The following is a 25,555-nucleotide window of genomic DNA, read 5'->3' on the forward strand; positions in this document are numbered from 1 at the left end:
AGGTGGCGAGCCTGAATGTGTTATGGACCATGGCCTCTATCTGAACTATTTAATTGCACAGGGGCGAATTCGCCATAGTGATATTGCACTCGCAAAGCTACTGAATAAAAACGAGATAAATGATATTTTTTATTTGATTTTATTGTTACTGCAGGCAGAGCAAAATCAGCACAGTTGTTTGGCATTTACAGATATTGATTGGAATAACCCTTTTTCTCTCGTGATGGAGCTCATGGATGAAACAATACCAATGACCCCATGGGCGTGTTCCACAGCAAAGAAAATATGGCAAGGTTTAGTAAATCACCATGCTGTTGGAGAAGACAAACCATTACAATTGTTCGCACAACGATTGTATTTGAGCCGATTGGCAAATTATGAAGTGACTTTAGCTGAGCGCTTTAAGCAAATGCAAGCTCAGAAAATTTCAGTAGACTCTAGCCGATTAACAGCACTATTAACTGACTATTTTGGGGTGACAAGCTTATCAACAGGTGAAGTTGATTGGCAAAAAGTAGCCTGCGCGATGGCTGCTACACAAGGTTTTTGTGTATTAACAGGGGGACCTGGTACAGGTAAAACAACCACAGTTACTAAGTTACTAGCGATTTTACAGTCACTATACCACCAAGCACCCTTAACAATTAAGCTGGTTGCGCCAACTGGAAAAGCTGCCGCGCGTTTAAGTGAGTCAATACTAGGCGCTAAAGCAAAACTGAACTTGATGCCTGAGGTGAGTAACTTGATCCCAGAGCATGCGCAAACAATTCATCGGTTATTGGGTGTTATTCCAAATAGTAATCGCTACCGGTTTAACGCAGATAATCAATTGCACTTAGATGTTTTGATTGTGGATGAAGCATCGATGGTTGATTTGTCTTTGCTGGCTAAATTGGTTCGAGCAATCCCTGCACATGCACGACTCATTTTACTGGGCGATAAGGACCAGCTAACGTCAGTGGATACGGGAAGCGTGCTAAGTGATTTGTGCCAAGGGCTTACACTAGGGGAGCAGCCACCTTATAGTGAATCATTGACAGCTCAGTTAAATGAGTTGTGCTTTGAGGGGCAAACGTATTTACATCCACGAGAGAGTGAATTTTGCTTGGCCGATAGTATTGCATTCTTACAAACAAGCCATCGATTCGATAGTCATAGCGGCATTGGTCAGCTCGCGTTTTCGGTGAACAATAATAGTCGGGCGCAATTGTCGCATACTATAGAGCAAGGTTATCAAGATTTAGCACTGTTTGATTTAAACACGCACGAATATACGGCATTAATCATACGTGCAGCAATGCAATATCGAACGTACTTAGAACTCATGCATCAAGGTGCCAACCCTGTAGATATTCACCATGCGTTTGGTCAGTATCAATTACTAGCAGCTGTAAAGGAAGGGCCATATGGTGTTAAAACATTAAATAAGCGTATAGAGCAACAGCTATCCTCTCAAGGTCTTATTAATCCTAGCGGCCGTTATTATGCTGGTTTACCGATAATGATCACGAAAAATGATTACCAGCTAAAATTGTTTAACGGAGATATTGGAATTTTACTACCCGATGAGGAAGGGCAATTGAAAGCGGTTTTTATTGACGAACAAGGCGAGCATCGTTCATTTTATCCTGCGAGGTTACCGAATCATAGTAGTGTATTTGTGATGACGATACATAAATCTCAAGGGTCTGAATTTAGCCATACAGCCATGATATTACCACCAAAGCAACGGGCCTCTAGAGGTATAAATCGGCAGCTTGTTTATACTGGAATAACGCGTGCAAAGCATAAGTTTGAGTTGATTGCTCAGCCAAAGGTGCTGCATATGGCAATGGTTAAGTCTGTTTCTCGGTGTTCGGGCTTACGTGAGAGGTTGCTAACTCGTTAAATTAATGATGCAAACTTGTTTTTTTTGATGTGTGTTCTACATTTAACGGTAAGTCACTGTGACGAATTAGATTATGCAATGAGTGTTTATTTGGACCCCTTGCCCCCGGATCCACTGCCCAGTGGTTTTATAATTACCGCCATGCTCTAGTTGTGCGTGGCGGTATTTTTCTGTATTTATTGTATCGGCATCAATAGCGTGAATTATTTTTTAAATAGTCAGTTGCTAAATTAGTTAAAGATTCAACGCCTATGGAAAGTGCTTTTTCGTCAATATAAAAGTGCGGAGAGTGGTTACTTGCAGAGAGCGTGGGGTCTTGTTCTTCAGGGGTTACTCCCAAGAAAAAGAATAACCCAGCGGTTTCTAATGCATAGTAAGAAAAATCTTCAGCACCAGTAATTAAATCCATTTCGATGACATTTTTGTCACCGACGGCTTTTTGTAATGTCGGTAACATCTGTGCTGTGAGTTTTGGGTCGTTAATTGTTACAGGGTAGCCATGGTCGATATGTGTATGAGCGACAGCACCCGCAGATTCAGCGACTAATCGAGCAGTATTCGTCAATCGCTTTTTAATGTCTTTACGCATGCCCTGATCAAAGCTGCGAATGGTGCCGACCAGCTCAACATGATCAGGAATAATATTAGAGCGGATCCCTCCATTAATGGCGCCAAATGAAATAACAGAAGGCGCTTTGGTAACATTGATTTGTCTTGACGCAATCGTTTGAGTCGCCATGATTATTTGCGCAGAGGTTACAATAGGATCAACCCCATTCCATGGGCGAGAGCCGTGTGTTTGTATTCCTTGTACTTTAATTGTGAATGAGTCTTCACTGGCCATGAGAGGGCCACTTCGGTAGCCTATTGTGCCGGTATTTAGTCTATTCGTGACATGAAGGCCAAATATAGCATCCGGTTTATTTTCAGCGAAAATGCCTTCTTTGAGCATGAGCTCTGCACCACCTTCTTCGTCGCCAGGAACACCTTCCTCTGCGGGTTGGAATATAAACATAACAGAACCAGACAGGTGATCTTTTTGCGCAGCTAACCGGCTGGCTACACCCATTAAAATAGCGACATGTGCATCATGACCACATGCATGCATAACCCCCACTGTTTGCCCACGGTATTGTGTCGTTTGTTTTGATGCAAAAGGGAGCATCACAAGCTCGGTAATGGGTAAGGCATCCATATCTGCTCGTAGCGCAATAAGTGGCCCTTTATTTTTACCGTGTAGGATCGCAGTAACACCGGTGTGTGCAATATTGGTTTTGACTTCTAAGCCCAAGTTTCTTAGATGGTCTTCAATGTACTTGGCGGTTTTATACTCACGATTACTCAGTTCTGGGTATTGATGTAGATGACGACGCCATGTGATGACATCATTATTAATCTTTTCTATTGATTTAAGCTCACTCGCGTGTGTTGTGTTAATGAAACCCGTTAACAGGGCTAAGAAAATGACCGTTAATAATGACCACATATAAATATTCCTATTGTTATTCTTGTCATTTTAAATACGAAACTTTTATTAATTTACAGTGAGTTGAGCGTAATTCAAGTAATTTGCGTTAAAGTTACAATTGACAAATTAAACGATGTATGGTTTAACGAATTAAAGTATTAACTCAAAAGCACAATAACAATGAAAACTCTTTTAGAACATCTAAGCCAATATGCACACTACCATCGTGATGTGAGAAATATAGCGACTCACTTTGTGGGGGTGCCTTTAATTGTATTGGCGGTTATTTGGCTATTATATGTCCCCATTTTATCCTTGCAAAGCATAGTGTTAACACCTGCTTTGTGTATCTCTATCATCGTGAGTCTTTTTTATTTAAAACTAAATATCGTACTCGGCATTCTCATGTCTGCTTTATTATCCTGTGGGTATATTGTCGCAGAGTATTACTTTTATCTATTAAGTGACGGTCTATTTTTGTTTTATACTTTAGGTTTTCTATTTTTTATTGTTGGCTGGGGGATTCAATTTGTTGGTCATTACTTTGAAGGTAAAAAGCCTGCTTTTGTAGATGATTTAATGGGGTTAGTAATAGGACCTTTATTTGTTGTTGTGGAAATGCTCTTTAAATTAGGCTTATTTAAAGAGCTTGAAAAAGAAATAATATCAATTTCAGGCCCTTACCGAGGAGGCTCATAAGCTTACACACTATTTAGTGCATATTGAATTTTAAATGGTGATGCGAGTTTCTAATTTACGGCCTTTGATGATCGTAATATCTTGGCTATTTAAGCGAACTCGGCCATTACTTGTTTCAATTAAATACGCAAGCTCAGGATTTACCTCACCACCGGCATCACAGAGCTGCTTTCTTGCTCTATGTACCATGATATTCATATGATTCATTTGCACACCAAGTGCTTTGACTAATTCTTCACGGTATAGCCAACCTTGCTCATCCAAGTCGTTACCGGCACGTTTGTCTTGTATCCGTGTTCTAGCAAGTAATAGCAGTAAATAGTGATGGGTACGAGTGCCCAAATCAACACTCTCACCACTTAGTTCTACAGAAAGTTGTGTACTTTCCTCGTCTTGACTGACGTTGAAGGTTAATCCACAAGGTTTGACAGTGGGTTGATTATCAAGATGCTTAGTCATAGCAGCCGTACTAGCTGAATAAAAGAGCCATTGATCATTAAAGGCGCTTACTAAGCCACCATCAATTAATGCTTGGCGATCATTGGTATTTAGGTCTTCTAAAAACCAATAATTTAATACATTGTCAAAATAGATAATATGCGTAGGGTCGTCCGAATTAGGCAGTAACGCTTGGTCTTTTACCTCAATGACTTGTTTGCTATTGGTTTGTGACACTAAGTATTGACAATCATCGCTGAGATTGGCCACAACATATGAGTTTTGTCCTTGTGCTGCAAAGTCAATTTTGTCATTTTCACAGAGCTGATAAGGTAGGTTTTTATCTACTTTTTTGTCATTAATCCATATACCATTGGTACTTACATCTCGAATGAGCCATTTCCCTTGCGCTAACTCAATTATTGCATGATGTCGAGAAACACCTGGTTGGTCAATTAACGTATCAACATTAAACTTGTAGCGCCCAATTGTGTGGTAGCTCTTCAGGTATATCTTTTCTAATTTGTGTTCATCTATGAGGTAAGCCATTCATATTCCTTAAATGTTCGTCTACACCACGTTTATTCGGACTATAAGTTAATTTGATATTCTACAATATTTTTCATTTAAAAACATATTAGTAGAGTCCCCTAGGTGATTTTAAAAAAGACCCACATTAAAAGTGGGTCCCATCATTGAGGGAAGCTGCTAATTAATCTCTGAGTTAACAGTGGTTAATGAGCATGTTCGCGGTAAAAAATCATAGTACTGAAATGCATTGTTTTTTTACCAATCGAATTTGGGCATAAATTCGATCGAACGATCATGATTTTAGAATGTTTATTATTACTTTGCTATTACACAAGATTACACCGTTTAAATATTGCTCTCCTTGCACTATTGCTACTGGTGAACCATATTTTTAAGAGCGTTGTTTAATGTGAAAATAAAAGAGGTTTTTATGGGTGAGTATAAGAAATTACAGACCGTAAAGCTTGACGGAAAATATCTATTTTGTGATCAGTTTGATTCTCAGCGTTTAGAGTTGTCAAGCTGTGCGGTTAAAGTGATCACTGACTTCACGCGCAGAGTACCTCAGGTCGTACTTAAAGATGTGGATATTGATCATGCTCTGTATATGATGGTAAATGGCCATGTTCGCTCGAAATTAGTTGTAGATCATGATGATACATTTTTAGGAGTAATCAATTCCAAAGATTTGACAGGAAGAAAAGTGCTCAGTGTTGCCCAACAACGAAACCAAGCTAGAAGTGATTTAACCGTTGAGGATTTGATGACGCAAAAATCAGATTTACAAGCAATGTCGTACTCAATGGTGCAAACTGCAAAAATTGGTGATGTAATAGAAACATTAAAAGAGTTAGGTCATCAACATGTGCTGTTAGTGGATGAGGAAGGAGGGTTACGAGGGATGATTTCCGCCAGTGACATTGCGAGATCGCTGCATATTCCGATTAATATTTTACAAAAAGCGCATTCATTTAAAGATATATTCTCGATAATCTATGCTCATCAAGAAATGATTGCTTAGATTCAGGCTGGAAACCCAACCTAAATCAGCAAGTAGATTAACGTAGATTAACTAAGTAATTCAGTGCACCTTTTATTGCAGCTACTTGTCCATCAATACACGATTGGGGTGTTGCTTTAAGGCTATCTGGGTATGCTTCGGTGGTTGTCACATAGGGGGCATCTGTGACACCCATACACAATCCAAGTTTGGTACCGTCGTAGTTGATAACACCTTCTTGCTCAATAGGCACACCAATTAGCTGTTTATTTTCATCCGCAGGTGCAATATGCGTTACTTTAGCAACTTCATCAATGATGGATTTTTGAAAATTGGGTTCTGGTTTTTGAGTGTGACCAACTAAATAAAATCCATCAGGAATATTCCAATTGTGATTTGTTATACCATCTCGAGCAGCTAAAGCAGGGCGAAATTCGGAGTTATCTGTATCTGTTGTTTCGTGCAAGTCGATATGGCAAATAATATTGTTTTGAAATTGTGCTAGATAGTCAGCTGCCAGCTTTGATTCTTGTGCAGGGCTGCCATTAAAAAATGATCTATTAGGGTCTATCGCGTCCGGGTTCCAACGATTAATTGTTTCGTAACCCCAAGGGCTTAGACAGGGGAGGACAATGAGGTTAAATGTTTCACTATAATGATTACCATACTGTTCCAGAAACTCTAGCGCACCGTGCACACCACTGGTTTCATAGCCATGGACACCACCGGTGATTAAAATGGTTTTTTTATCTGTAGTCCAATTTGGTGATTGAATAGCAAATAGGTCAAATACTCGGTGTTCGTAGGATAACGAACCGTATTGTGACACGTTAAATCTAGCGCTTAATTCTAATATTTTGGTAACAACATCTGCATCGTAACTGCGTTTCATGGATTGCGCTTGTAACCACGACTGCTTTTCTGAAGTGCCCCAAGGAGTGCCGACTGTGCCAATAGAATAAGGTTGTGACATGTGATGTCTCTTTAAAGTTATTATTGTGACTGATCCTATTGGCTTTATCGTGCTTAGGCAAATAATCTAGGCTAAATAACCAAGTTGTTTTAATTTGATTTTTTGATTTTTCGCAGGTTTAAACCCTAATAAGTAAATAGACTTATTATCTGTAGATACTTTGGTTACTTTAATCCCCAATCTGGTTTTTACTTTAACATGTGTAATTGTTTCAGATGGAATATATCGTTGAGCGCCAAAGATGTTTACATAGGACAAACCATTATTGCAAAAAAGAACGTGCCTTTGGCCTGTTATTGCTAAAGTGAAATTGATAGTAGTGATCATTATTACGATAATAGAAAGTGCCATTTGTCCTTTGAATAAAAGGCTTAATGTACCACCTAATAAGTTTAACGATATGATATATATTGAAAAAGCAAGAATACCTACGATGCAATAGAATGCGAAATTCACTTGTAATTTGAGTTCTTTCATTGAACACTTATTCCTATTTTAATGGGCCTTTTTGTTGAGGTTGTGCAAGATATTGAAACAAAATGGATGAAATATGAAGTTAGTAAAAAATAGTGAGACTTTAATTGAGGGGGAATTTAGCGATATTTTTCAGTATAAAACAAAGGGCTTGGTTTTATTTTAAAATTATAGACATTAATCTTAGCTAAGATATGTTGCATTTAATGAATCAACATTTCTTCTGTTAATGAATTCCATTAAAAGAACAAGTATTTAACATGAATTTAAACTAAAACGATAAATAATTAAGAGTGATAATTTGTTATAAGAAACTCATATTATGACTTTGTTACAGTATGTAGTTGTATTATATGAGTTTTATTTGATGAAGCTGAATTCATGTGCCGTATAAAAATTAATTGACGTTGCTATTTTTCAAACATGAAATAATCAAACGTGACAAGCTTCTCACTTTCAAATAAGGTAAAGAGGTATCAACGACCTTATAGAAAGGAAATCAAATGAAATTTGAGCAGCTATTAAGTCATTTTGACAGTGGTATTTGTGTAGAGCAATTGCAGAAAGAGTCTTTATTGGATTTGGCGTTACTCTTTGTGGGAGTTGACGGTGTTATTTCCGACACCGAACTCGCAGTGGTTAGAAAATGGGCAGAAACATTAAGTTGGAACTCATCTGTAAAACTTGATAACTATATTGTAGATATGACCGGAAAGTGTATTTTAGCGGTTAAAAATGATGATATCGAGGCATTTATTCAACATAGAATGAAGCACATCGTTGACAAACCAATGCGTGAGCTTGCTGTTAAGCTTGCCCATAAAGTCATTGCTGCAGATGGAAAAATAGATAGCAATGAATTGGCGGCAATGTCTCTACTTGAAGAGCAAGTTTAAACTATGGGTACGAATTAAGTTAGAGTTGTGATTGTTTACATGTCAAGCGTAGAAAACAGCAAGCCAAACTGTTGCTTGGTTTAGTGCTGTATGGCTTACTTTGTGTTTTGTATGTGCTGGAATATTTAGGTAGTCGCCCTTGTTTAAGGTGACAGACTGTCCACACTCGAATTCAATTGTGCCAGAACCTTCTAGCACCATGACCCATTCATGTTCAGTTTGATTGTACCAGCCACTATTGGGCGACGTTTGCCCAAAAGATACAATACGTTCGATGCGGGTCTGTTTTGTCGCAATGAGCTCTTCAAAGTGCTCTTTGGTTGTGTTGATGGGTAACTGAGATAATAAGTTGTTCATAATATATGTTGGGTAACACCTGCGAATACTAGATAAAATATCAATACATGCGTAAGAATTCCAATATAAGTTGGGAATTTATGAGAAAGAGCGCGTAATTCGCTTCTTGTGCTAGATTTAAACAAAGTGTGACTTTACCTTGAGTATCGAGGTATTGATTTGTTACTATGTTGCTAGGTTTTATTTGGGGGGGGCTATGAATAGTATAATTAATAATAATATCATTACGAGTCGGTTTGTTCGTGTAAATGGTGTTATGAAAAAAGTTCGTATTAATGGCGCTGATGATGCGTTTGAAGCTGCTTTGAAAGTAAGGAATGGTCGCAAGAAGCAAATAGAGCAGGAGCTTTTAGTACATGGTCTCACAGGCTAATACCACCTCCCACCCACAATACAATCCGATATTTGAAAAGTTAGTGATTAGTACCAATGAAGATTCGAAATATCGACTTATTGGAATGCTGGCTTATGCAGACTACAAATTAGAAAAATACCAGTGGAAAGAGCATTACCGACAAGTCCATAATGATACCAGTGTGCCCCCTGAAATGGTGGCAAATTTCCTACTCAATTATCATGACGCCAAACTAAAAAAGTTGGTAAATGATGCGGAGGCAACCTTTTTATCATTTGCAGAGCACTACGCAGAGCAGCGTATCGCTGACTTATATAATGAGTTGAAGGATGATGTTGTTTCTAAAACAGTAAAAAAAGAAAGCCAATTGATCCAAGATACAATCAAGGAAAGTACTGATGGCTGGTTTTCGGTGGTATTAAAGGGGGCATTAGGCTCAGCGCTCTTTGCTATGTCGATCTTTATTTTTTCAGTATTGTTTTCAGTTGCCAAACCGAGTTCTAACTATGGCAAACTCATTCAGTTTATGATTGGTGGTGAAGAGTACGTTATTTTACCAATGAATGATTGTCGATTAACTGACTCAAGTAAGACATGCCCCTAGAGGCGCTAAACAGATTCAAAATAGTACAGCATAACTAAATATGCTGTACGTTAGTTTTAATTATTAGCACTCACATGCCCAAAATGGCCCGCCCGTTTCAGATACGGGAGGTCGACATGCACGACGACTTGCACCACCAGCAATCTGCGGTGTAGCGTCGTTTGGTAGACTATTTTTTGTTGATAAGTTTTTTAGTGGTGCTTTTTTTAAATTAAGTTTCATATCATTTCCTTGAAAAATTTCATTAGTCTTATTTATTTCATACAGCTGAAATATTCAACTGTGATAGTATTGATATCAGCTTAAAATTTATTATTCAAGCTATTTCATTAAATATACTCACCAAAAAAATTCGCTTACTGATCTATATATTCATTGTAAATAAGTACTTACTAGGGCTGCGTGTATTTCACAGCTTACACGTTTCTATTTCATACCAAGTTTTGTTGTGCGCCAACTGGGTTGTGGTTTGCGGGTTGAATAGTCGCTCCCATCTGGTGCTTTATTTTCTTTTATCCGTTTTGCTCCTGCTTAACAGCTTGTTAGTCAGCAATGCTATCTATAATTCATATTTTTAACTTTACGGAATAACTTTATCCACACAAATACATAAGGAATACAAGTTAATACTGCGAGAAAGTATGGAAGAAATGGGCTCCACACTAGCTGAATATCTGTTTTTAGCCCCAATAAAAAAATCGGTGTTAAAATACCAAGCACAAATATAAATGCGGTTGCTTTTAGCGCAAGAACTGTATTTTCTTTCAAGTTGAAACTAACGATAACTTGTTGATGTATAGCTAAGCTTTTAGTAAGTTGAGGTATTACACGGTGATTATATACGCTAATTATATCAAAATATTTTGTTAATATTTGACCGTAATCTTCTGTATCTTTTAATCTCGGCTGAAAGCTAGTATGCCAGATATCATTTTTTTCTTCATTGGTGTATTCAATTTGCGAGCTGGATATCTGTTGTTCGAACTCTTCTTTGAGATTCAACTGTGTCTGCATGCTTTTAACTTTAGTGCAGCGTTCAGCTAATGCAATAAGTGATTGACTATGGCTTTGCCAGTACAAATTCAAAAGATTAATACGGGTACTTATTTCTTTTAATCTACAAGTATCTGATTTCTTGAACTCGGCCAGATTATTTATATCGCTAAAAAGGTAAGAGCTGATAAGTTGACTAAGAAAAGAACACAAAGAATGAGTAGTATTATAGATATCAGTATCGCTTTGTGCTTGTCTTGGAATTTTATACTCTTTATAATCTAAGTCTTGATAAAAAGATTTTGCTTTACGAAGTACTTTTTTCCCAGACCCACCCCAGTCTAAAGATCCGCCTTCAGAGATAAAATTTTCATCTTTAAACATCGTAAAGCCTTCGTGATAACTTTCAGCCTCTGAAAGAACATTCACTAGTTTATTTTTACTTTCTTCATATTTTTGATAAGCGAACAGTGCGAAAGCAGAGAAGAAAGCTGTCCCGATACCGAGAAATATTCCGTGAATTGTTGGTAGAGCTTCTAGAATTTGCATTGCTCTAATTTCCTGAATTGGTCAGCTGGCAGCAGATTAGTGATATTTTGAAAGGTTAGGAGGTAACCAATATGTATGCGCATCAATATAGCTTAAAAAATTATCGTAAGTCATACTCTAATCAAGATACTACAACTACAACTACAACTACAACTACAACTACAACTACAACTACAACTACATACAATCAAGAAGCGCTAAAGGGAGCCGGCTGCGGTGAAGCTATGAGTCATTAACTTAAATGTATTTGTTAATGCAATGAGCTTTCAAACTTCATAATTTAATTATGAATATTGCTATTCTGATGTTTAATTGGATGGTGCTGTTCACTTTGTTTTCTTTTTAAATATAGACTTTCAACTAAGTTGTACGCTAAGAGTTCATCTATCGGTATTGGAGTTTTCAGTCCTAAGTCAAAACATTTAATAATGTCTATAAATGCTGAGGCATGATACTCGTTAATTAGTATTTTTAAGTTTTCGTCTGATAATATACCAATAGCATGGTACTTATGAATTCTCATGAAATATTGTTTAATTCTTCTTCTGGATTTGTCTAAATCTAGCTCTATAAACTCATTTTTATTTTTATTTTTATTTTTATTTTTATTTTCATAGAATTTTGAAACGAAGTTGAATTTATTGGATTCTTTATAAGAAAAAAGCTTTTTCATATCGCTCCTAAATTCATCTCTTGAGCTAACTTCTAATATTGCTGAAAATGCAGATAAAAGAGCTGTATCTTTAGTAGTTTTGGCTGTTTCTTTAGCAGCTATTGCACTTTTCCAAGCCGCTATAGCTGCAGATATTGATGTTGTTAGTGCACAGAGGGATAAGATAAGCTCGAATGGTTTCATGATTACAGAGTTCCTTTATTTTAACTCAACAAAAAGTATCATTTAGAATAACCAACTAAAAATACTACATCTAGCATGAGCATTACAAATGCTAACTAGGTGTATTGGTGAACGTTTTTTAACCGCTATTGATAAGGTACTTAAATATCGTCTCTTCAATTATCTGCTGTTCATTCTCAGTAAAACCTAACAATGGTCGTTCTGGATATTGAACTTGAATATGATCGTTAACTTTTCCCCGTAAATCGTACTAGTGCTGCGGTAATCCCCCCAATTTAACCCAAGAAATAGAAAATAATTTAAAATAAATATGGTGCGATAAATGTGCGATATGAGCTTGGATAATGCGGACGCTAAGTGCGAAAAATAGGAAAAGTAGTTGATGTGACTAATTGATTGGGATAAAGAAAGATTGGTCGGTATGGCAGGATTTGAACCTGCGACCCCTGACACCCCATGACAGTGCGCTACCAAGCTGCGCCACATACCGACTTGCGTTTAACTATACTTATAAAAATTTAAAAGGCAATAAGTAACTGGTTTGTTTGAACATTAATTGACCTTTATAGAAGTAATTGCCTGTTTAGCAGACAATTACTCGACAAGCTTTACTTTTTCCAAATACCTTTAGGCAGTGTTTTCTCCATTTCAGGATGGTTGTCAGGGTTAAAAACGGGGGTTATTCCAGCTTTTAACTGACTGCAATAGTCTTTATATAGCCAAATTACAAATCCAGAGAGCATAAACAAAGCAACGACGTTTACAATTGCCATCATCCCCATCGAAATGTCTGCCATAGTCCAGATTAAACCGAGCTCACCTACAGCACCGAACATCACCATGGCTAAAACGCAGGCTCTGAAAATCAACATGCTATGTTTATACTTGGTATTTAAAAACATCAAGTTGGTTTCGGCATAAGAATAGTTGGCAACGATAGAAGTAAAAGCAAAAAACAAAATAGCGATAGCGATGAAGATGGCACCCCATTCACCAACGTGTTGAACTAAAGCAGCTTGCGTTAATGCAATACCAGTAACGCCTGAGTCGGGTACCAATTGGTTTGACAGTAGAATAAGGGCTGCAGTAGCGGAACAGATGATGATTGTATCAACAAATACACCTAGCATTTGCACATAACCTTGAGAGGCTGGGTGGTTTGGGTTTGGTGATGCAGTTGCCGCTGCATTTGCTGCACTACCCATACCGGCTTCATTTGAGAATAGGCCTCGTTTGATCCCTTGGATCATCGCTTGCATTACTGCATAACCAATAGCACCGGCGCCGGCTTGTTCGATCCCTAATGCACTATATATGATCTGTTTAAATACTGCGGGTAATAAATCATAATTAATGAAGCAAACGTAAAGGGCTACGAGTAAGTATGCCAAAGCCATAAGTGGTACAACAAGTTCAGCAAAACGCGAGATAGTTTTTAAGCCACCGAAAATGATAAAGGCAGAGCCTATTACCAATAATATACCAACTATGTACTTAGGGATGTCAAATGCGACTTCAAATGCGGCGGCTATTGAGTTTGCTTGTACAGCATTAAAGACTAAACCAAAAGCTAAGATTAAGCATAAAGAAAAAACAACGCCCATCCACCGTTTACCTAAACCATACTCCATATAATAAGCTGGGCCACCTCTGAAGTTACCGTCGCTGTCTTTTGTTTTATATAGTTGGGCAAGGGTACTTTCTGCAAAACTGGTTGCCATACCTATTAATGCTATTAGCCACATCCAGAAAATAGCACCGGCGCCGCCTAAATAAAGTGCAACGGCTACACCTGCCATATTGCCTGTTCCAACGCGAGCAGCTAATGAGGTACAAAACGCTTGGAAAGATGAAATACCTTCACCAGCTCCCGTACGGCTATTTGCCATGACTTTGACCATATAAGGAAATTGACGAAATTGGATAAACCCTAAACGAAAGGTAAAGAACAAACCTGCTGCTATTAATAGGTATATAAGCACATGACCCCAAAGCAACCCACTAACAAAGTTTAATACATCAGCCATAAAACAAAGCCTACTTTTATATGAACGAATAAATCAGGGGGCATAATCTAGCACATTCTTTAATTAAAGTCGTATCAAGCGAGGTCAAACCTCAAGTTATGCACAGCTTTTTGTGGGTAACTTGTGCGCTTGTGGTGCGTATGTCTGTATGTTTCTAAAGTTGAAAAATAATGAATATTTTCATTAAAAAACGCTTGATCAAAAAAAGGATCTCCCTATAATGCGACCCCACTGACACGGAGCAACACGCTGAAAAGCAAATTGAAACGAGTCAGCGTCAAGTAAAACTTAACTTAGCTTTTCACTTAAGAAAATGTTTAAAATTAAGTGTTGACAAAAATATAGGAAAGCGTAATATGCGCAGCCCTAGCGGGATAAAGCAAAGCGCTTAATCATCGCCCTGTTTTAAACAGGAACTGTTCTTTAAAAATATGAAGCAATCATCTGTGTGGGCACTCGTACAGATTGAGTTCTAACAGCGAAACTTCTTTCTTAGATTGAAGTGAGCAAAAAATTTAGAGTCTCAATTGATTTTCTCTTCGGAGAAACTGAGTGACCAACAGCAATAAATTTATTTATTGCAGCACAGTCAATTCGTTCTTGGCAACAAGAACAAAATCAGAATTCAATGAGCACGAAACACTTTCTAGTAAAGGGTTTCAACAAAACTTTTAATTGAAGAGTTTGATCATGGCTCAGATTGAACGCTGGCGGCAGGCCTAACACATGCAAGTCGAGCGGTAACAGAGATAGCTTGCTATCTGCTGATGAGCGGCGGACGGGTGAGTAATGCTTGGGAATATGCCTTTTGGTGGGGGACAACAGTTGGAAACGACTGCTAATACCGCATAACGTCTACGGACCAAAGTGGGGGACCTTCGGGCCTCACGCCAAGAGATTAGCCCAAGTGGGATTAGCTAGTTGGTGAGGTAATGGCTCACCAAGGCAACGATCCCTAGCTGGTTTGAGAGGATGATCAGCCACACTGGAACTGAGACACGGTCCAGACTCCTACGGGAGGCAGCAGTGGGGAATATTGCACAATGGGCGCAAGCCTGATGCAGCCATGCCGCGTGTGTGAAGAAGGCCTTCGGGTTGTAAAGCACTTTCAGTCAGGAGGAAAGGTTAGTAGTTAATAGCTATTAGCTGTGACGTTACTGACAGAAGAAGCACCGGCTAACTCCGTGCCAGCAGCCGCGGTAATACGGAGGGTGCGAGCGTTAATCGGAATTACTGGGCGTAAAGCGTACGCAGGCGGTTTGTTAAGCGAGATGTGAAAGCCCCGGGCTCAACCTGGGAACTGCATTTCGAACTGGCAGACTAGAGTGTGATAGAGGGTGGTAGAATTTCAGGTGTAGCGGTGAAATGCGTAGAGATCTGAAGGAATACCGATGGCGAAGGCAGCCACCTGGGTCAACACTGACGCTCATGTACGAAAGCGTGGGGAGCAAACGGGATTAGATACCCCGGTAGTCCACGCCGTAAACGATGTCTACTAGAAGCTGGGGTCTTCGGACAACTTTTTCAAAGCTAACGCATTAAGTAGACCGCCTGGGGAGTACGGCCGCAAGGTTAAAACTCAAATGAATTGACGGGGGCCCGCACAAGCGGTGGAGCATGTGGTTTAATTCGATGCAACGCGAAGAACCTTACCTACACTTGACATACAGAGAACTTACCAGAGATGGTTTGGTGCCTTCGGGAACTCTGATACAGGTGCTGCATGGCTGTCGTCAGCTCGTGTTGTGAGATGTTGGGTTAAGTCCCGCAACGAGCGCAACCCCTATCCTTAGTTGCCAGCACATAATGGTGGGAACTCTAAGGAGACTGCCGGTGATAAACCGGAGGAAGGTGGGGACGACGTCAAGTCATCATGGCCCTTACGTGTAGGGCTACACACGTGCTACAATGGCGCATACAGAGTGCTGCAAGCTCGCGAGAGTTAGCGAATCACTTAAAGTGCGTCGTAGTCCGGATTGGAGTCTGCAACTCGACTCCATGAAGTCGGAATCGCTAGTAATCGCGGATCAGAATGCCGCGGTGAATACGTTCCCGGGCCTTGTACACACCGCCCGTCACACCATGGGAGTGGGTTGCTCCAGAAGTAGGTAGCTTAACCTTAGGGAGGGCGCTTACCACGGAGTGATTCATGACTGGGGTGAAGTCGTAACAAGGTAGCCCTAGGGGAACCTGGGGCTGGATCACCTCCTTATACGATTTAGAACTTATTTGTTCGTAGTGTCCACACAGATGATTGTTAGTTAAATGACTTAGGTTGTTTAATTAATATTGCTCTTTAAAAATTTGGAAAAGCTGATAAATAAATTCTTATAGATATTTATATCTATAAAGAGTTTTCAAAAGTAAAACAATGCCAATTAATCAATGATTAATTAGCATCTACTTTAGTATTCAATATTAACTTCTGGCGAAGTTTAAACTGTCTTTGACAGTACAACTTAAAACTATTTTGGGTTGTATGGTTAAGTGACTAAGCGTATACGGTGGATGCCTTGGCAGTTGGAGGCGATGAAGGACGTACTAACTTGCGATAAGCCTAGTTGAGCCAGTAAGAGGCGCTTGAGACTAGGATTTCCGAATGGGGAAACCCACCTGCTTGCAGGTATCATATGGTGAATACATAGCCATATGAGGCGAACGCGGAGAACTGAAACATCTAAGTACCCGTAGGAAAAGAAATCAACCGAGATTCCGAAAGTAGCGGCGAGCGAAATCGGAACAGCCCTTAAGCTGTTTTGTAATTAGTGGAAGGCTCTGGAAAGTGCCACGATACAGGGTGATAGTCCCGTACACAAAAATTTATAAGCAGTGAAATCGAGTAGGTCGGAGCACGTGAAACTTTGACTGAATATAGGTGGACCATCATCTAAGGCTAAATACTCCCAACTGACCGATAGTGAACCAGTACCGTGAGGGAAAGGCGAAAAGAACCCCTGTGAGGGGAGTGAAATAGAACCTGAAACCGTATACGTACAAGCAGTAGGAGCCTACTTGTTAGGTGACTGCGTACCTTTTGTATAATGGGTCAGCGACTTATATTCTGTAGCGAGGTTAACCGATTAGGGTAGCCGTAGCGAAAGCGAGTCTTAACTGGGCGCTTAGTTGCAGGGTATAGACCCGAAACCCGGTGATCTAGCCATGGGCAGGTTGAAGGTTGAGTAACATCAACTGGAGGACCGAACCCACTAACGTTGAAAAGTTAGGGGATGACCTGTGGCTAGGAGTGAAAGGCTAATCAAACCGGGAGATAGCTGGTTCTCCCCGAAATCTATTTAGGTAGAGCCTCGGACGAATACTTACGGGGGTAGAGCACTGTTAAGGCTAGGGGGTCATCCCGACTTACCAACCCTTTGCAAACTCCGAATACCGTAAAGTACTATCCGGGAGACACACGGTGGGTGCTAACGTCCATCGTGAAGAGGGAAACAACCCAGACCGCCAGCTAAGGTCCCAAAGTATATGTTAAGTGGGAAACGATGTGGGAAGGCTAAAACAGCTAGGAGGTTGGCTTAGAAGCAGCCACCCTTTAAAGAAAGCGTAATAGCTCACTAGTCGAGTCGGCCTGCGCGGAAGATGTAACGGGGCTAAACATATCACCGAAGCTGCGGATTTGTCTTAGGACAAGTGGTAGGGGAGCGTTCTGTAAGCGGTTGAAGGTGTACCGGGAGGTATGCTGGACGTATCAGAAGTGCGAATGCTGACATGAGTAACGATAATGCGGGTGAAAAACCCGCACGCCGGAAGACCAAGGGTTCCTATCCCATGTTAATCAGGGTAGGGTAAGTCGACCCCTAAGGCGAGGCTGAAGAGCGTAGTCGATGGGAAACAGATTAATATTTCTGTACTTGGAATAATTGCGATGGGGGGACGGAGCAGGCTAAGCAAGCATGGCGTTGGTTGTCCATGTGAAAGTGAGTAGGCTAATGACTTAGGTAAATCCGGGTCGTTGTTAGGCTGAGACACGAGACGAGCTACCACGGTAGTGAAGTTGCTGATGCCCTACTTCCAGGAAAAGCCTCTAAGCTTCAGATTATTTCGAATCGTACCCCAAACCGACACAGGTGGTCAGGTAGAGAATACTAAGGCGCTTGAGAGAACTCGGGTGAAGGAACTAGGCAAAATTGTACCGTAACTTCGGGAGAAGGTACGCTCTTGATTGTGATGGGATTTACTCCTTAAGCGATTGAGAGCCGCAGTGACCAGGTGGCTGGGACTGTTTATTAAAAACACAGCACTGTGCAAAATCGTAAGATGACGTATACGGTGTGACACCTGCCCGGTGCCGGAAGGTTAATTGATGGGGTTAGACTTAGGTCGAAGCTCTTGATCGAAGCCCCGGTAAACGGCGGCCGTAACTATAACGGTCCTAAGGTAGCGAAATTCCTTGTCGGGTAAGTTCCGACCTGCACGAATGGTGTAACCATGGCCACGCTGTCTCCACCCGAGACTCAGTGAAATTGAAATCGCAGTGAAGATGCTGTGTACCCGCGGCTAGACGGAAAGACCCCGTGAACCTTTACTACAGCTTGGCACTGAACATTGAACCTACATGTGTAGGATAGGTGGGAGACTTAGAAGCACAGTCGCTAGATTGTGTGGAGTCAACCTTGAAATACCACCCTTGTAGTTTTGATGTTCTAACGTAGGTCCCTAATCGGGATTGCGGACAGTGCCTGGTGGGTAGTTTGACTGGGGCGGTCTCCTCCCAAAGAGTAACGGAGGAGCACGAAGGTTGGCTAAGTACGGTCGGACATCGTACGGTTAGTGTAATGGTAGAAGCCAGCTTAACTGCGAGACAGACACGTCGAGCAGGTACGAAAGTAGGTCATAGTGATCCGGTGGTTCTGAATGGAAGGGCCATCGCTCAACGGATAAAAGGTACTCCGGGGATAACAGGCTGATACCGCCCAAGAGTTCATATCGACGGCGGTGTTTGGCACCTCGATGTCGGCTCATCACATCCTGGGGCTGAAGTCGGTCCCAAGGGTATGGCTGTTCGCCATTTAAAGTGGTACGCGAGCTGGGTTTAGAACGTCGTGAGACAGTTCGGTCCCTATCTGCCGTGGGCGTTTGAGAATTGAGAGGGGTTGCTCCTAGTACGAGAGGACCGGAGTGAACGAACCGCTGGTGTTCGGGTTGTCATGCCAATGGCATTGCCCGGTAGCTACGTTCGGAACTGATAAGCGCTGAAAGCATCTAAGCGCGAAGCAGGCCTCGAGATGAGTTCTCACTAGAGCTATAAGCTCTCTGAAGGGCCGTTGGAGACTACAACGTTGATAGGCTGGGTGTGGAAGCATGGTGACATGTTAAGCTAACCAGTACTAATTACCCGTGAGGCTTAACCATACAACGCCAAAATGGTTTAAGCGACAGAAGTTAGTGTTACTAAAGTAGCGTTTTACATAATTTATCAGTATTCCAGATTTTAGTTGGCTTGAAGATTTCGAGTTAACACACCAGATTTGCTTGGTGACAATAGCGTTTTGGACCCACCTGACCCCATGCCGAACTCAGAAGTGAAACGAAACAGCGTCGATGATAGTGTGGCAGTTGCCATGTGAAAGTAGAACATTGCCAGGCATTAAATTAGAGAAACCCGTTGCAGAGATGCAGCGGGTTTTTTGCTGTTTGGGAAAAGGGGTTTGGAAGGGCGTTTTAGGAAGCCATTAAAGAGCAGTGAAAAACTATGGACCCTGAAACCAGTTCAGGGAGACGGAGGTTTCTATTTAGAGGTGGGGTTTTTATTACGCTCACCTCGTTGATAACGGCTTTATAATTACAGCAAAAGTTACCAAGCATAGCGAGGTGGAGTCCATATACAAGTTCAGGGAGACGAGTTCCACCTCATTGTCTTCCTGATGTAAGTCGGGAGCCATAAAAGTGAGCAAGAAAGAGGCGCATTTATGGACATTGAAACCAGTTTAGCGGGAGTTACATTGTGTCAACTCTCAAGGCTAACAACATGAATATACGTCAAAGACTACATTTGGCTTTAGGAAGAAGTAGGTGGTCAATTCGAATTAGGGGTAATAGCTAAAACCAAGTACTTTATGTTTTTTATGATCTAGCAAATTAGCTTTAATTTATGGGTATCAAAGCTAATATTCAGCGTCGTTAAGCAATAAAGTTCGTTACTTTTCCCAAGCTAACTGCTCAAGCTCTCTATGTAAAATATCGTCGTCTCCAACATTTAATTCAATAAGTCGTTTTAGATGCGTGACACTCTCAATGTCTATTTGACAACAATGCAGGCCTAAATGTGCTTCTTCAATATGACCAATTTCGACTTCCATTGAAATGGCAATATCGCTTTCTGGTAGATTGAATTTAAGGCTTGCAGGTTCATTCTTTAAAGAAACATACCCAATAGGAAGGGTAATGAGCGCACCATTCAAAGAGAGATCTAGCACTTTACAGGTATAGTCGCCGCTTGCTGTCATTAACGTGGCGGTATTTGAAAATAATACCCGAGTAAATCGTCTACGCTCTTCCATTTGTTACTCTCTTATACAGTTTTAATAATCATAGTTGCTAAAGTGAGCCAATTCCAATTTAAAAGCCCCAATTCTAGGGGCTTTTATCTGACCGACTTAGCCAATCTTTTTATATTTAATACGTTTTGGTTCAGCAGCTGCTGCACCATAGGTTTTTTTCAACCATTCTTCATATTCAGTATAGTTACCATCAAAGAAGTTTACTTGACCTTCATCACGGTAATCTAAAATATGTGTTGCAATGCGGTCAAGGAACCAACGGTCGTGCGAAATACACATGACGCAGCCTGGGAACTCTAATATTGCATTTTCTAAGGCCCGCAGGGTTTCTACGTCTAGGTCATTGGTAGGTTCATCCAATAAGATGACGTTTGCACCTGCTTTTAATAGTTTAGCTAAATGTAAACGGTTACGCTCACCACCAGAGAGTTCTTTTACAAACTTTTGTTGGTCATTGCCTTTAAAGTTAAAACGACCTACATAAGCTCGGCTTGGGAACTCAAAGTTACCAATTTTGAGTATGTCTTGCCCGTCAGAGATTTCTTGGAAAACAGTATTGTTGCCATCCATATCATCTCGGAACTGCTCAACGGTTGCCAGTTCAACGGTGTCGCCAAGATCAATGTTACCAGCTGATGGTTGTTCTTGGCCGCTTAGCATTCTGAATAGGGTTGATTTACCTGCACCATTGGCACCAATGATCCCGACAATAGCACCTTTGGGTACACTAAAGCTTAAATCATCAATGAGCACGCGATCGCCGAAGCTCTTTGTTAGGTTATTAACTTCGATGACTTTGTCACCAAGGCGTGGCCCAGGAGGGATGAACAGCTCATTCGTTTCATTACGTTTTTGATAATCGGATTGCTGCATTTCAGTAAATTGGGCCATACGAGCTTTTGATTTAGCTTGACGACCTTTCGGGTTTGAACGAACCCATTCAAGCTCTTTTTCAATCGATTTTTGGCGTGCTTGTTCCGACTTTTCTTCTTGCTTTAAACGTGCATCTTTTTGTTCTAACCAAGACGAGTAGTTACCTTCCCATGGAATACCATGGCCTCGGTCTAACTCTAAAATCCAACCCGCAACATTATCTAAGAAATAACGGTCGTGCGTGATAGCCACAACGGTTCCTTCATAATCATGTAAGAAGCGTTCTAACCAAGCAACAGATTCTGCATCAAGGTGGTTAGTTGGCTCATCGAGTAACAGCATGTCAGGTTTTTCTAGCAGTAGGCGACAAATCGCGACTCGACGACGCTCCCCCCCTGATAGATGTTCTATTTTTGCATCCCACTCAGGTAAACGCAGTGCATCAGCCGCGCGTTCTAGCACATTATCAATATTATGACCGTCATGGGCCTGAATAATCGCTTCTAACTGACCTTGCTCTTTAGCAAGTGCATCGAAGTCAGCACCATCCATTGCATATTCAGCATACACTTCATCAAGACGTGACAGTGCACCTTTTACTTCGCTCACGGCTTCTTCAACCGTTTCACGCACTGTTTTACTCTCATCGAGTTGAGGTTCTTGTGGTAAGTAACCTATTTTTGTACCGGGTTGTGGGCGTGCTTCACCCTCAAAACTGGTGTCTAGCCCAGCCATAATACGCAACAGTGTTGATTTACCTGCACCATTTAAACCAAGTACTCCGATTTTTGCGCCAGGGAAGAAGCATAACGAAATGTCTTTTAAAATTGTACGTTTAGGCGGCACTACTTTGCTCACCCGTGACATTGTATAAATATATTGAGCCATGAGAATCCAAACTTTGTATTGGTGCTCTTATTTTAGAGAAAGGAGGCCGTTGGAGCAATGATTTAGGAGGAACTTATACTTTTATATTAGAGTCTTAATAAGAATACATTATTTAACAAAAGTGTATATATTGTTCATTAAATCAACGGAGTTAATAAAGTGTATATTATCCTGTTGTTTTTACTTAAGTAATTAATATTAGGTCATAAATGACCTGTTTTAGAACCGGAATATCGGTAATATTAACGTATCTTGAAAAAACATGTTGTCAGGTTTTGTAAACAGTACTGGTTGTTTGGTGTGTATTTGAAGTTACGACTCAGTTCGAGCCCATATAGAAATTACTCATATTTTGTAGCATTTCATTACCCACGTTGTAAATAACATACTTTAGTTACGATTACGTTGCACATTCGTCGTTATTTCTGCTTTAGCCAAATGGAATATGGTTACGTAATAGAAGTGCAGCATTCCTTTCAGCATGACTATAAAAATATAAGCAAGTGACTTCAGATTGAAGTAAGTGACCTTAGTTACAGGCTTGCTAGATGTGAAATTAAAAGGATAGTAATGAATCAATCAGCCATGAATAGAGAACGTTTATCAGTGAAGCGCACGCCCAAGGGAGGAGTGATATTACGCTATGCACGACGGTTGAGAGGCTATACACAGGCAGAGTCTGCTGCAACTTATGGTATTGAAGAACGAACATTAAGGCGTTGGGAAAATCGTGAGTTTGACCCAAAGTGGAATGATGTGATTAGTCTAGTAGAAGATGTATATCTGTTAAACATTTTAGAAGTAATTGGAAAAATCAATGATGACAACGAACATAACGATTAAGCAAGTTCGAGCTGCACTTAAAAAGTGGGCTAACTTTTGGGTTAAAAGGGAGATGGGGCGTGGTTTTAAGTCTCAGTCTATTTCTGATAGAACCGGTCAGCCCACAGGCGGGTTTTCTGCAAGTGAAGCAATGAGTGTACCAGATGAGATTGAGTTGATTACGTCATTAATCTCACAATTGCGACCTGAATGTATCAAGGCGATTAGAGCGCGTTACATGATGCCTGGGACAATGACTGAAACGTCTAAATTACTTGGCTTTGATTCGAAGCGTTCCGCAGAGTTTTGGTTAGTTAAAGCTGAACGAAGTCTCATGCTTGAGTTGTCAAATTGAGTAAAAAAGAGGGGGACGAATATGTCATTGATGATCACCGTAGAGCAAATCAAAAAACATGAGGGGTATAAACAATATCCTTATTACTGTACAGGGGGAAAGTTAACAATTGGGTATGGCCGTAATTTGGAGGACAACGGGATTGATGAGGAAGAAGCAGAGCAATTGCTAGCAAAAGATATACGTGAAGCAAAAGCAGGTGTAAAGCGCCGTATAGATGTCAGTCGTTGTAATGAAGCTCGCCAAGCTGTATTGGTTAATATGGCGTTTAACCTAGGCGTTACAGGGTTAATGGGCTTTAAGAAGATGATTGCCAACTTAGAGCAAGGTAATTATGAACAAGCAGCGCTTGAAATGTTGCATAGCCGATGGGCAAATCAAGTACCTGATCGTGCCAATGAGCTCGCGAAACAAATGCTAAGTGGAGAATGGCAGTAATGGGAATCTTATCAACCCTATTTAGCCCTGTAATCAAGGACCCAATTGAAACCGTAGGGACAATTTTAGATGAATTGTTTACGAGTGAAGAGGAGGTACTGAAGCAACATATTTTGAAAGCACGCTTGGTTGAACAGTCTGCACAAGTACAGGCAAAAATTAATGAACTAAGTGCAGCGCATCGAAGTGTATTTGTTGCAGGAGCTAGACCATTTTTACTTTGGGTGTGTGGGTTTGGTTTTTTATTCTCATTTGTTATCAATCCAGTATTACAATGGCTTTGGCCTGAAATAGGGGCACCAGAATTACCTTTGGAAGTCATGCTTGAGCTAACATTAGGTATGTTAGGGCTGGCAGGGCTGAGAACAATTGAAAAAATTAACGGAGTTGCTAAGTGAGTCAACCGGAGCAGTGGCAAATGAAAAAGGAGCTCAATTTAGCCCATATAATTACAACGGTGACATTATTGGTTTCAGGGATTTTATATTTGAGTGATTTAGATAAGCGGATCACGACGAATACCCAAGAGCTGTCACATTTAAAACAAATCAGAAATGAAGATCAAAAGCGTATTGAAAAACGCTTAGATTCAATAGATAAAAAGCTTGATACTTTATTAAGCAGTAAAGCCAGAGTTAACTAAACGCCGTTTCGGGATCCCGTGACGCCCCCCTTCAGCCAATTATACACTATGGTGCACAGCCATGTGTTATGAGGAGCAGCACATTTGAATAATGCAATTGAATTATCACGTTTGGCAGTCCCAGACGTGATTGAACCCCTAAAATACGACGACATTTATCAACAAATGGAAAATGCGTTAACAGCATCTTTTCCAAATTACGCGGTACTTGCGTCAGACCCTGCGATTAAGTTGTTAGATATCGCTGCAAGTCGCGAGCTGCTGTTGAGACAGCGAATAAATGACGCGGCACGCTCTGTTATGGTCGCGTATGCCAAAGGTGAAGACTTAAATCATTTGGGTGTGCTATTTGGTGTGAAACGGGGCGATGCAGAAAGCGACGAACGGTATCGGGCACGGATCCCATTGTCACTTGAAAGCCACAGTATGGCGGGCACGATGGGGGCGTATGAGTATCAAGCGTTAGCTGCATCGCATCATGTGCAAGATGTGTATGTTACCTCCAGTGCTCCAGGCATTGTGGATGTGTATGTATTGCCAGAAAAAGATGCCAACCCTGACTCTGTCTTGCATGTGGTCAGTGAGCATTTGAACGATGAAGATATTAGACCACTTACGGATCTGGTTAAAGTGCATATGGTTACACCTAAAAAGTATGAGATCAGCGCACAAATTCATTTTCATGATGGTGCAGATAGAAGTGCGGTGAGTGCAAAAATTGACACGGCAATAGCTGAGTTTACTTTACAACATTATAAATTAGGCCAAGAAGTGCCTCATTCAGGACTTATTGATGCATTGCATCAAGCCGGTGTAAGAAAGGTGAAGCTATTGTCTCCACAAGACGACATCAGTTGTGAAGTCAATCAGGCGGCTATTGCTAGCTTACCAACTCTTACATTTGTATAAGGTG

24 protein-coding genes, 1 tRNA gene and 3 rRNA genes are annotated in these 25,555 nt (G+C 40.7%); 15 read left to right on the forward strand and 13 right to left on the reverse strand.

The genetic code is table 11. The annotated features are described in order from the left end of the window. Positions 1-22: 22 nt before the first annotated feature. On the forward strand, positions 23-1,888 hold the full coding sequence (recD, locus tag PAUR_RS06605; RefSeq protein ID WP_225738395.1) for an exodeoxyribonuclease V subunit alpha: 1,866 nt from the start codon (positions 23-25) through the stop codon (positions 1,886-1,888). 190 nt (positions 1,889-2,078) lie between these two features. On the opposite strand, the gene PAUR_RS06610 is transcribed toward recD, so the two are convergent. Then, the gene (locus PAUR_RS06610) at positions 2,079-3,374 is read right to left on the reverse strand and encodes an amidohydrolase (RefSeq protein ID WP_192507005.1); all 1,296 of its coding nucleotides are present in this window, start codon (positions 3,372-3,374) and stop codon (positions 2,079-2,081) included. A 162-nt stretch (positions 3,375-3,536) separates the two neighbouring features. Here PAUR_RS06610 and PAUR_RS06615 point away from each other — a divergent pair, with 162 nt between their 5' ends. Beyond that, positions 3,537-4,055 carry an Mpo1 family 2-hydroxy fatty acid dioxygenase gene (locus tag PAUR_RS06615; protein WP_192507006.1) on the forward strand — a complete coding sequence of 173 codons (519 nt, stop codon included), beginning with the start codon at positions 3,537-3,539 and terminating at the stop codon, positions 4,053-4,055. 30 nt (positions 4,056-4,085) lie between these two features. Here the strand turns inward: PAUR_RS06615 and PAUR_RS06620 are convergent, their stop codons facing one another. Beyond that, positions 4,086-5,042, reverse strand: coding sequence for an FHA domain-containing protein (locus tag PAUR_RS06620; RefSeq protein WP_192507007.1), 957 nt, complete (start codon positions 5,040-5,042; stop codon positions 4,086-4,088). A gap of 412 nt (positions 5,043-5,454) precedes the next feature. On the opposite strand from PAUR_RS06620, the gene PAUR_RS06625 reads away from it, so the two are divergent. Continuing rightward, entirely contained in the window at positions 5,455-6,045 is a 591-nt protein-coding gene (locus tag PAUR_RS06625) for a CBS domain-containing protein (protein ID WP_192507008.1), read from the forward strand. A 37-nt stretch (positions 6,046-6,082) separates the two neighbouring features. On the opposite strand, the gene PAUR_RS06630 is transcribed toward PAUR_RS06625, so the two are convergent. Together PAUR_RS06630 and PAUR_RS06635 are read right to left on the reverse strand one after the other, a co-directional pair. Beyond that, complete coding sequence (locus tag PAUR_RS06630) at positions 6,083-6,997, reverse strand: M14 family metallopeptidase (protein WP_192507009.1); 915 nt, start codon at positions 6,995-6,997, stop codon at positions 6,083-6,085. Positions 6,998-7,063: 66 nt separating this feature from the next. After that, complete coding sequence (locus tag PAUR_RS06635; RefSeq protein ID WP_192507010.1) at positions 7,064-7,474, reverse strand: hypothetical protein; 411 nt, start codon at positions 7,472-7,474, stop codon at positions 7,064-7,066. 500 nt (positions 7,475-7,974) lie between these two features. Between PAUR_RS06635 and PAUR_RS06640 the strand changes: the two genes are divergently transcribed. Continuing rightward, positions 7,975-8,367, forward strand: coding sequence for a tellurite resistance TerB family protein (locus tag PAUR_RS06640; RefSeq protein ID WP_192507011.1), 393 nt, complete (start codon positions 7,975-7,977; stop codon positions 8,365-8,367). Between the two features lie 42 nt (positions 8,368-8,409). On the opposite strand, the gene PAUR_RS06645 is transcribed toward PAUR_RS06640, so the two are convergent. Then, complete coding sequence (locus PAUR_RS06645) at positions 8,410-8,724, reverse strand: cupin domain-containing protein (RefSeq protein WP_192507012.1); 315 nt, start codon at positions 8,722-8,724, stop codon at positions 8,410-8,412. Between the two features lie 196 nt (positions 8,725-8,920). Between PAUR_RS06645 and PAUR_RS06650 the strand changes: the two genes are divergently transcribed. Together PAUR_RS06650 and PAUR_RS06655 are read left to right on the forward strand one after the other, a co-directional pair. Further along, positions 8,921-9,097, forward strand: a complete 177-nt coding sequence (locus tag PAUR_RS06650) for a hypothetical protein (protein ID WP_192507013.1) — start codon at positions 8,921-8,923, stop codon at positions 9,095-9,097. Next, the gene (locus tag PAUR_RS06655; protein ID WP_192507014.1) at positions 9,081-9,683 is read left to right on the forward strand and encodes a hypothetical protein; all 603 of its coding nucleotides are present in this window, start codon (positions 9,081-9,083) and stop codon (positions 9,681-9,683) included. The genes PAUR_RS06650 and PAUR_RS06655 overlap by 17 nt, the downstream gene beginning before the upstream one ends. Before the next feature lie 63 nt (positions 9,684-9,746). On the opposite strand, the gene PAUR_RS06660 is transcribed toward PAUR_RS06655, so the two are convergent. From PAUR_RS06660 to PAUR_RS06685, 6 genes are all read right to left on the reverse strand, one after another. After that, positions 9,747-9,905, reverse strand: a complete 159-nt coding sequence (locus PAUR_RS06660) for a hypothetical protein (protein ID WP_192507015.1) — start codon at positions 9,903-9,905, stop codon at positions 9,747-9,749. Positions 9,906-10,238: 333 nt separating this feature from the next. Further along, the gene (locus tag PAUR_RS06665; RefSeq protein WP_192507016.1) at positions 10,239-11,225 is read right to left on the reverse strand and encodes a hypothetical protein; all 987 of its coding nucleotides are present in this window, start codon (positions 11,223-11,225) and stop codon (positions 10,239-10,241) included. Between the two features lie 280 nt (positions 11,226-11,505). After that, on the reverse strand, positions 11,506-12,081 hold the full coding sequence (locus tag PAUR_RS06670; RefSeq protein WP_192507017.1) for a hypothetical protein: 576 nt from the start codon (positions 12,079-12,081) through the stop codon (positions 11,506-11,508). Between the two features lie 118 nt (positions 12,082-12,199). Continuing rightward, on the reverse strand, positions 12,200-12,301 hold the full coding sequence (locus PAUR_RS23970; RefSeq protein WP_192508519.1) for a phage virion morphogenesis protein: 102 nt from the start codon (positions 12,299-12,301) through the stop codon (positions 12,200-12,202). 193 nt (positions 12,302-12,494) lie between these two features. Continuing rightward, positions 12,495-12,571 (reverse strand) — tRNA-Pro (locus PAUR_RS06680). A 118-nt stretch (positions 12,572-12,689) separates the two neighbouring features. After that, positions 12,690-14,108: an alanine/glycine:cation symporter family protein gene (locus PAUR_RS06685; RefSeq protein WP_192507018.1), complete on the reverse strand. Its 1,419-nt coding sequence runs from the start codon at positions 14,106-14,108 to the stop codon at positions 12,690-12,692. A 672-nt stretch (positions 14,109-14,780) separates the two neighbouring features. On the opposite strand from PAUR_RS06685, the gene PAUR_RS06690 reads away from it, so the two are divergent. The 3 genes from PAUR_RS06690 to rrf all read left to right on the forward strand — a co-directional run bounded on the left by PAUR_RS06690 (position 14,781) and on the right by rrf (position 19,709). Continuing rightward, positions 14,781-16,320, forward strand: a 16S ribosomal RNA gene (locus PAUR_RS06690). Between the two features lie 269 nt (positions 16,321-16,589). Further along, positions 16,590-19,475 (forward strand): 23S ribosomal RNA (locus PAUR_RS06695). 119 nt (positions 19,476-19,594) lie between these two features. Further along, positions 19,595-19,709, forward strand: a 5S ribosomal RNA gene (gene rrf / locus PAUR_RS06700). Together the 16S, 23S and 5S rRNA genes form the textbook arrangement of a ribosomal RNA operon. Before the next feature lie 551 nt (positions 19,710-20,260). On the opposite strand, the gene PAUR_RS06705 is transcribed toward rrf, so the two are convergent. Then, positions 20,261-20,623: a PilZ domain-containing protein gene (locus PAUR_RS06705; RefSeq protein WP_192507019.1), complete on the reverse strand. Its 363-nt coding sequence runs from the start codon at positions 20,621-20,623 to the stop codon at positions 20,261-20,263. Positions 20,624-20,719: 96 nt separating this feature from the next. Then, positions 20,720-22,384, reverse strand: coding sequence for an energy-dependent translational throttle protein EttA (gene ettA, locus PAUR_RS06710; RefSeq protein ID WP_192507020.1), 1,665 nt, complete (start codon positions 22,382-22,384; stop codon positions 20,720-20,722). A gap of 570 nt (positions 22,385-22,954) precedes the next feature. On the opposite strand from ettA, the gene PAUR_RS06715 reads away from it, so the two are divergent. The 6 genes from PAUR_RS06715 to PAUR_RS06740 all read left to right on the forward strand — a co-directional run bounded on the left by PAUR_RS06715 (position 22,955) and on the right by PAUR_RS06740 (position 25,551). Beyond that, the gene (locus tag PAUR_RS06715) at positions 22,955-23,227 is read left to right on the forward strand and encodes a helix-turn-helix domain-containing protein (RefSeq protein ID WP_225738301.1); all 273 of its coding nucleotides are present in this window, start codon (positions 22,955-22,957) and stop codon (positions 23,225-23,227) included. Continuing rightward, positions 23,202-23,561, forward strand: a complete 360-nt coding sequence (locus PAUR_RS06720; protein WP_225738302.1) for a hypothetical protein — start codon at positions 23,202-23,204, stop codon at positions 23,559-23,561. The genes PAUR_RS06715 and PAUR_RS06720 overlap by 26 nt, the downstream gene beginning before the upstream one ends. Before the next feature lie 21 nt (positions 23,562-23,582). Next, entirely contained in the window at positions 23,583-23,999 is a 417-nt protein-coding gene (locus tag PAUR_RS06725; protein WP_192507021.1) for a glycoside hydrolase family protein, read from the forward strand. After that, positions 23,999-24,397, forward strand: coding sequence for a 3TM-type holin (locus PAUR_RS06730; protein WP_192507022.1), 399 nt, complete (start codon positions 23,999-24,001; stop codon positions 24,395-24,397). Before PAUR_RS06725 ends, PAUR_RS06730 begins: the two co-directional genes overlap by 1 nt. After that, positions 24,394-24,642, forward strand: a complete 249-nt coding sequence (locus tag PAUR_RS06735; protein ID WP_192507023.1) for a hypothetical protein — start codon at positions 24,394-24,396, stop codon at positions 24,640-24,642. The genes PAUR_RS06730 and PAUR_RS06735 overlap by 4 nt, the downstream gene beginning before the upstream one ends. An 84-nt stretch (positions 24,643-24,726) precedes the next feature. Next, positions 24,727-25,551 (forward strand): baseplate assembly protein, encoded by an 825-nt coding sequence (locus PAUR_RS06740; RefSeq protein ID WP_192507024.1) that lies wholly within the window; start codon positions 24,727-24,729, stop codon positions 25,549-25,551. Positions 25,552-25,555: the final 4 nt, after the last annotated feature.

This window comes from Pseudoalteromonas aurantia 208 (genome assembly GCF_014858725.1).
In the GTDB taxonomy this organism is placed as follows: domain Bacteria; phylum Pseudomonadota; class Gammaproteobacteria; order Enterobacterales; family Alteromonadaceae; genus Pseudoalteromonas; species Pseudoalteromonas aurantia.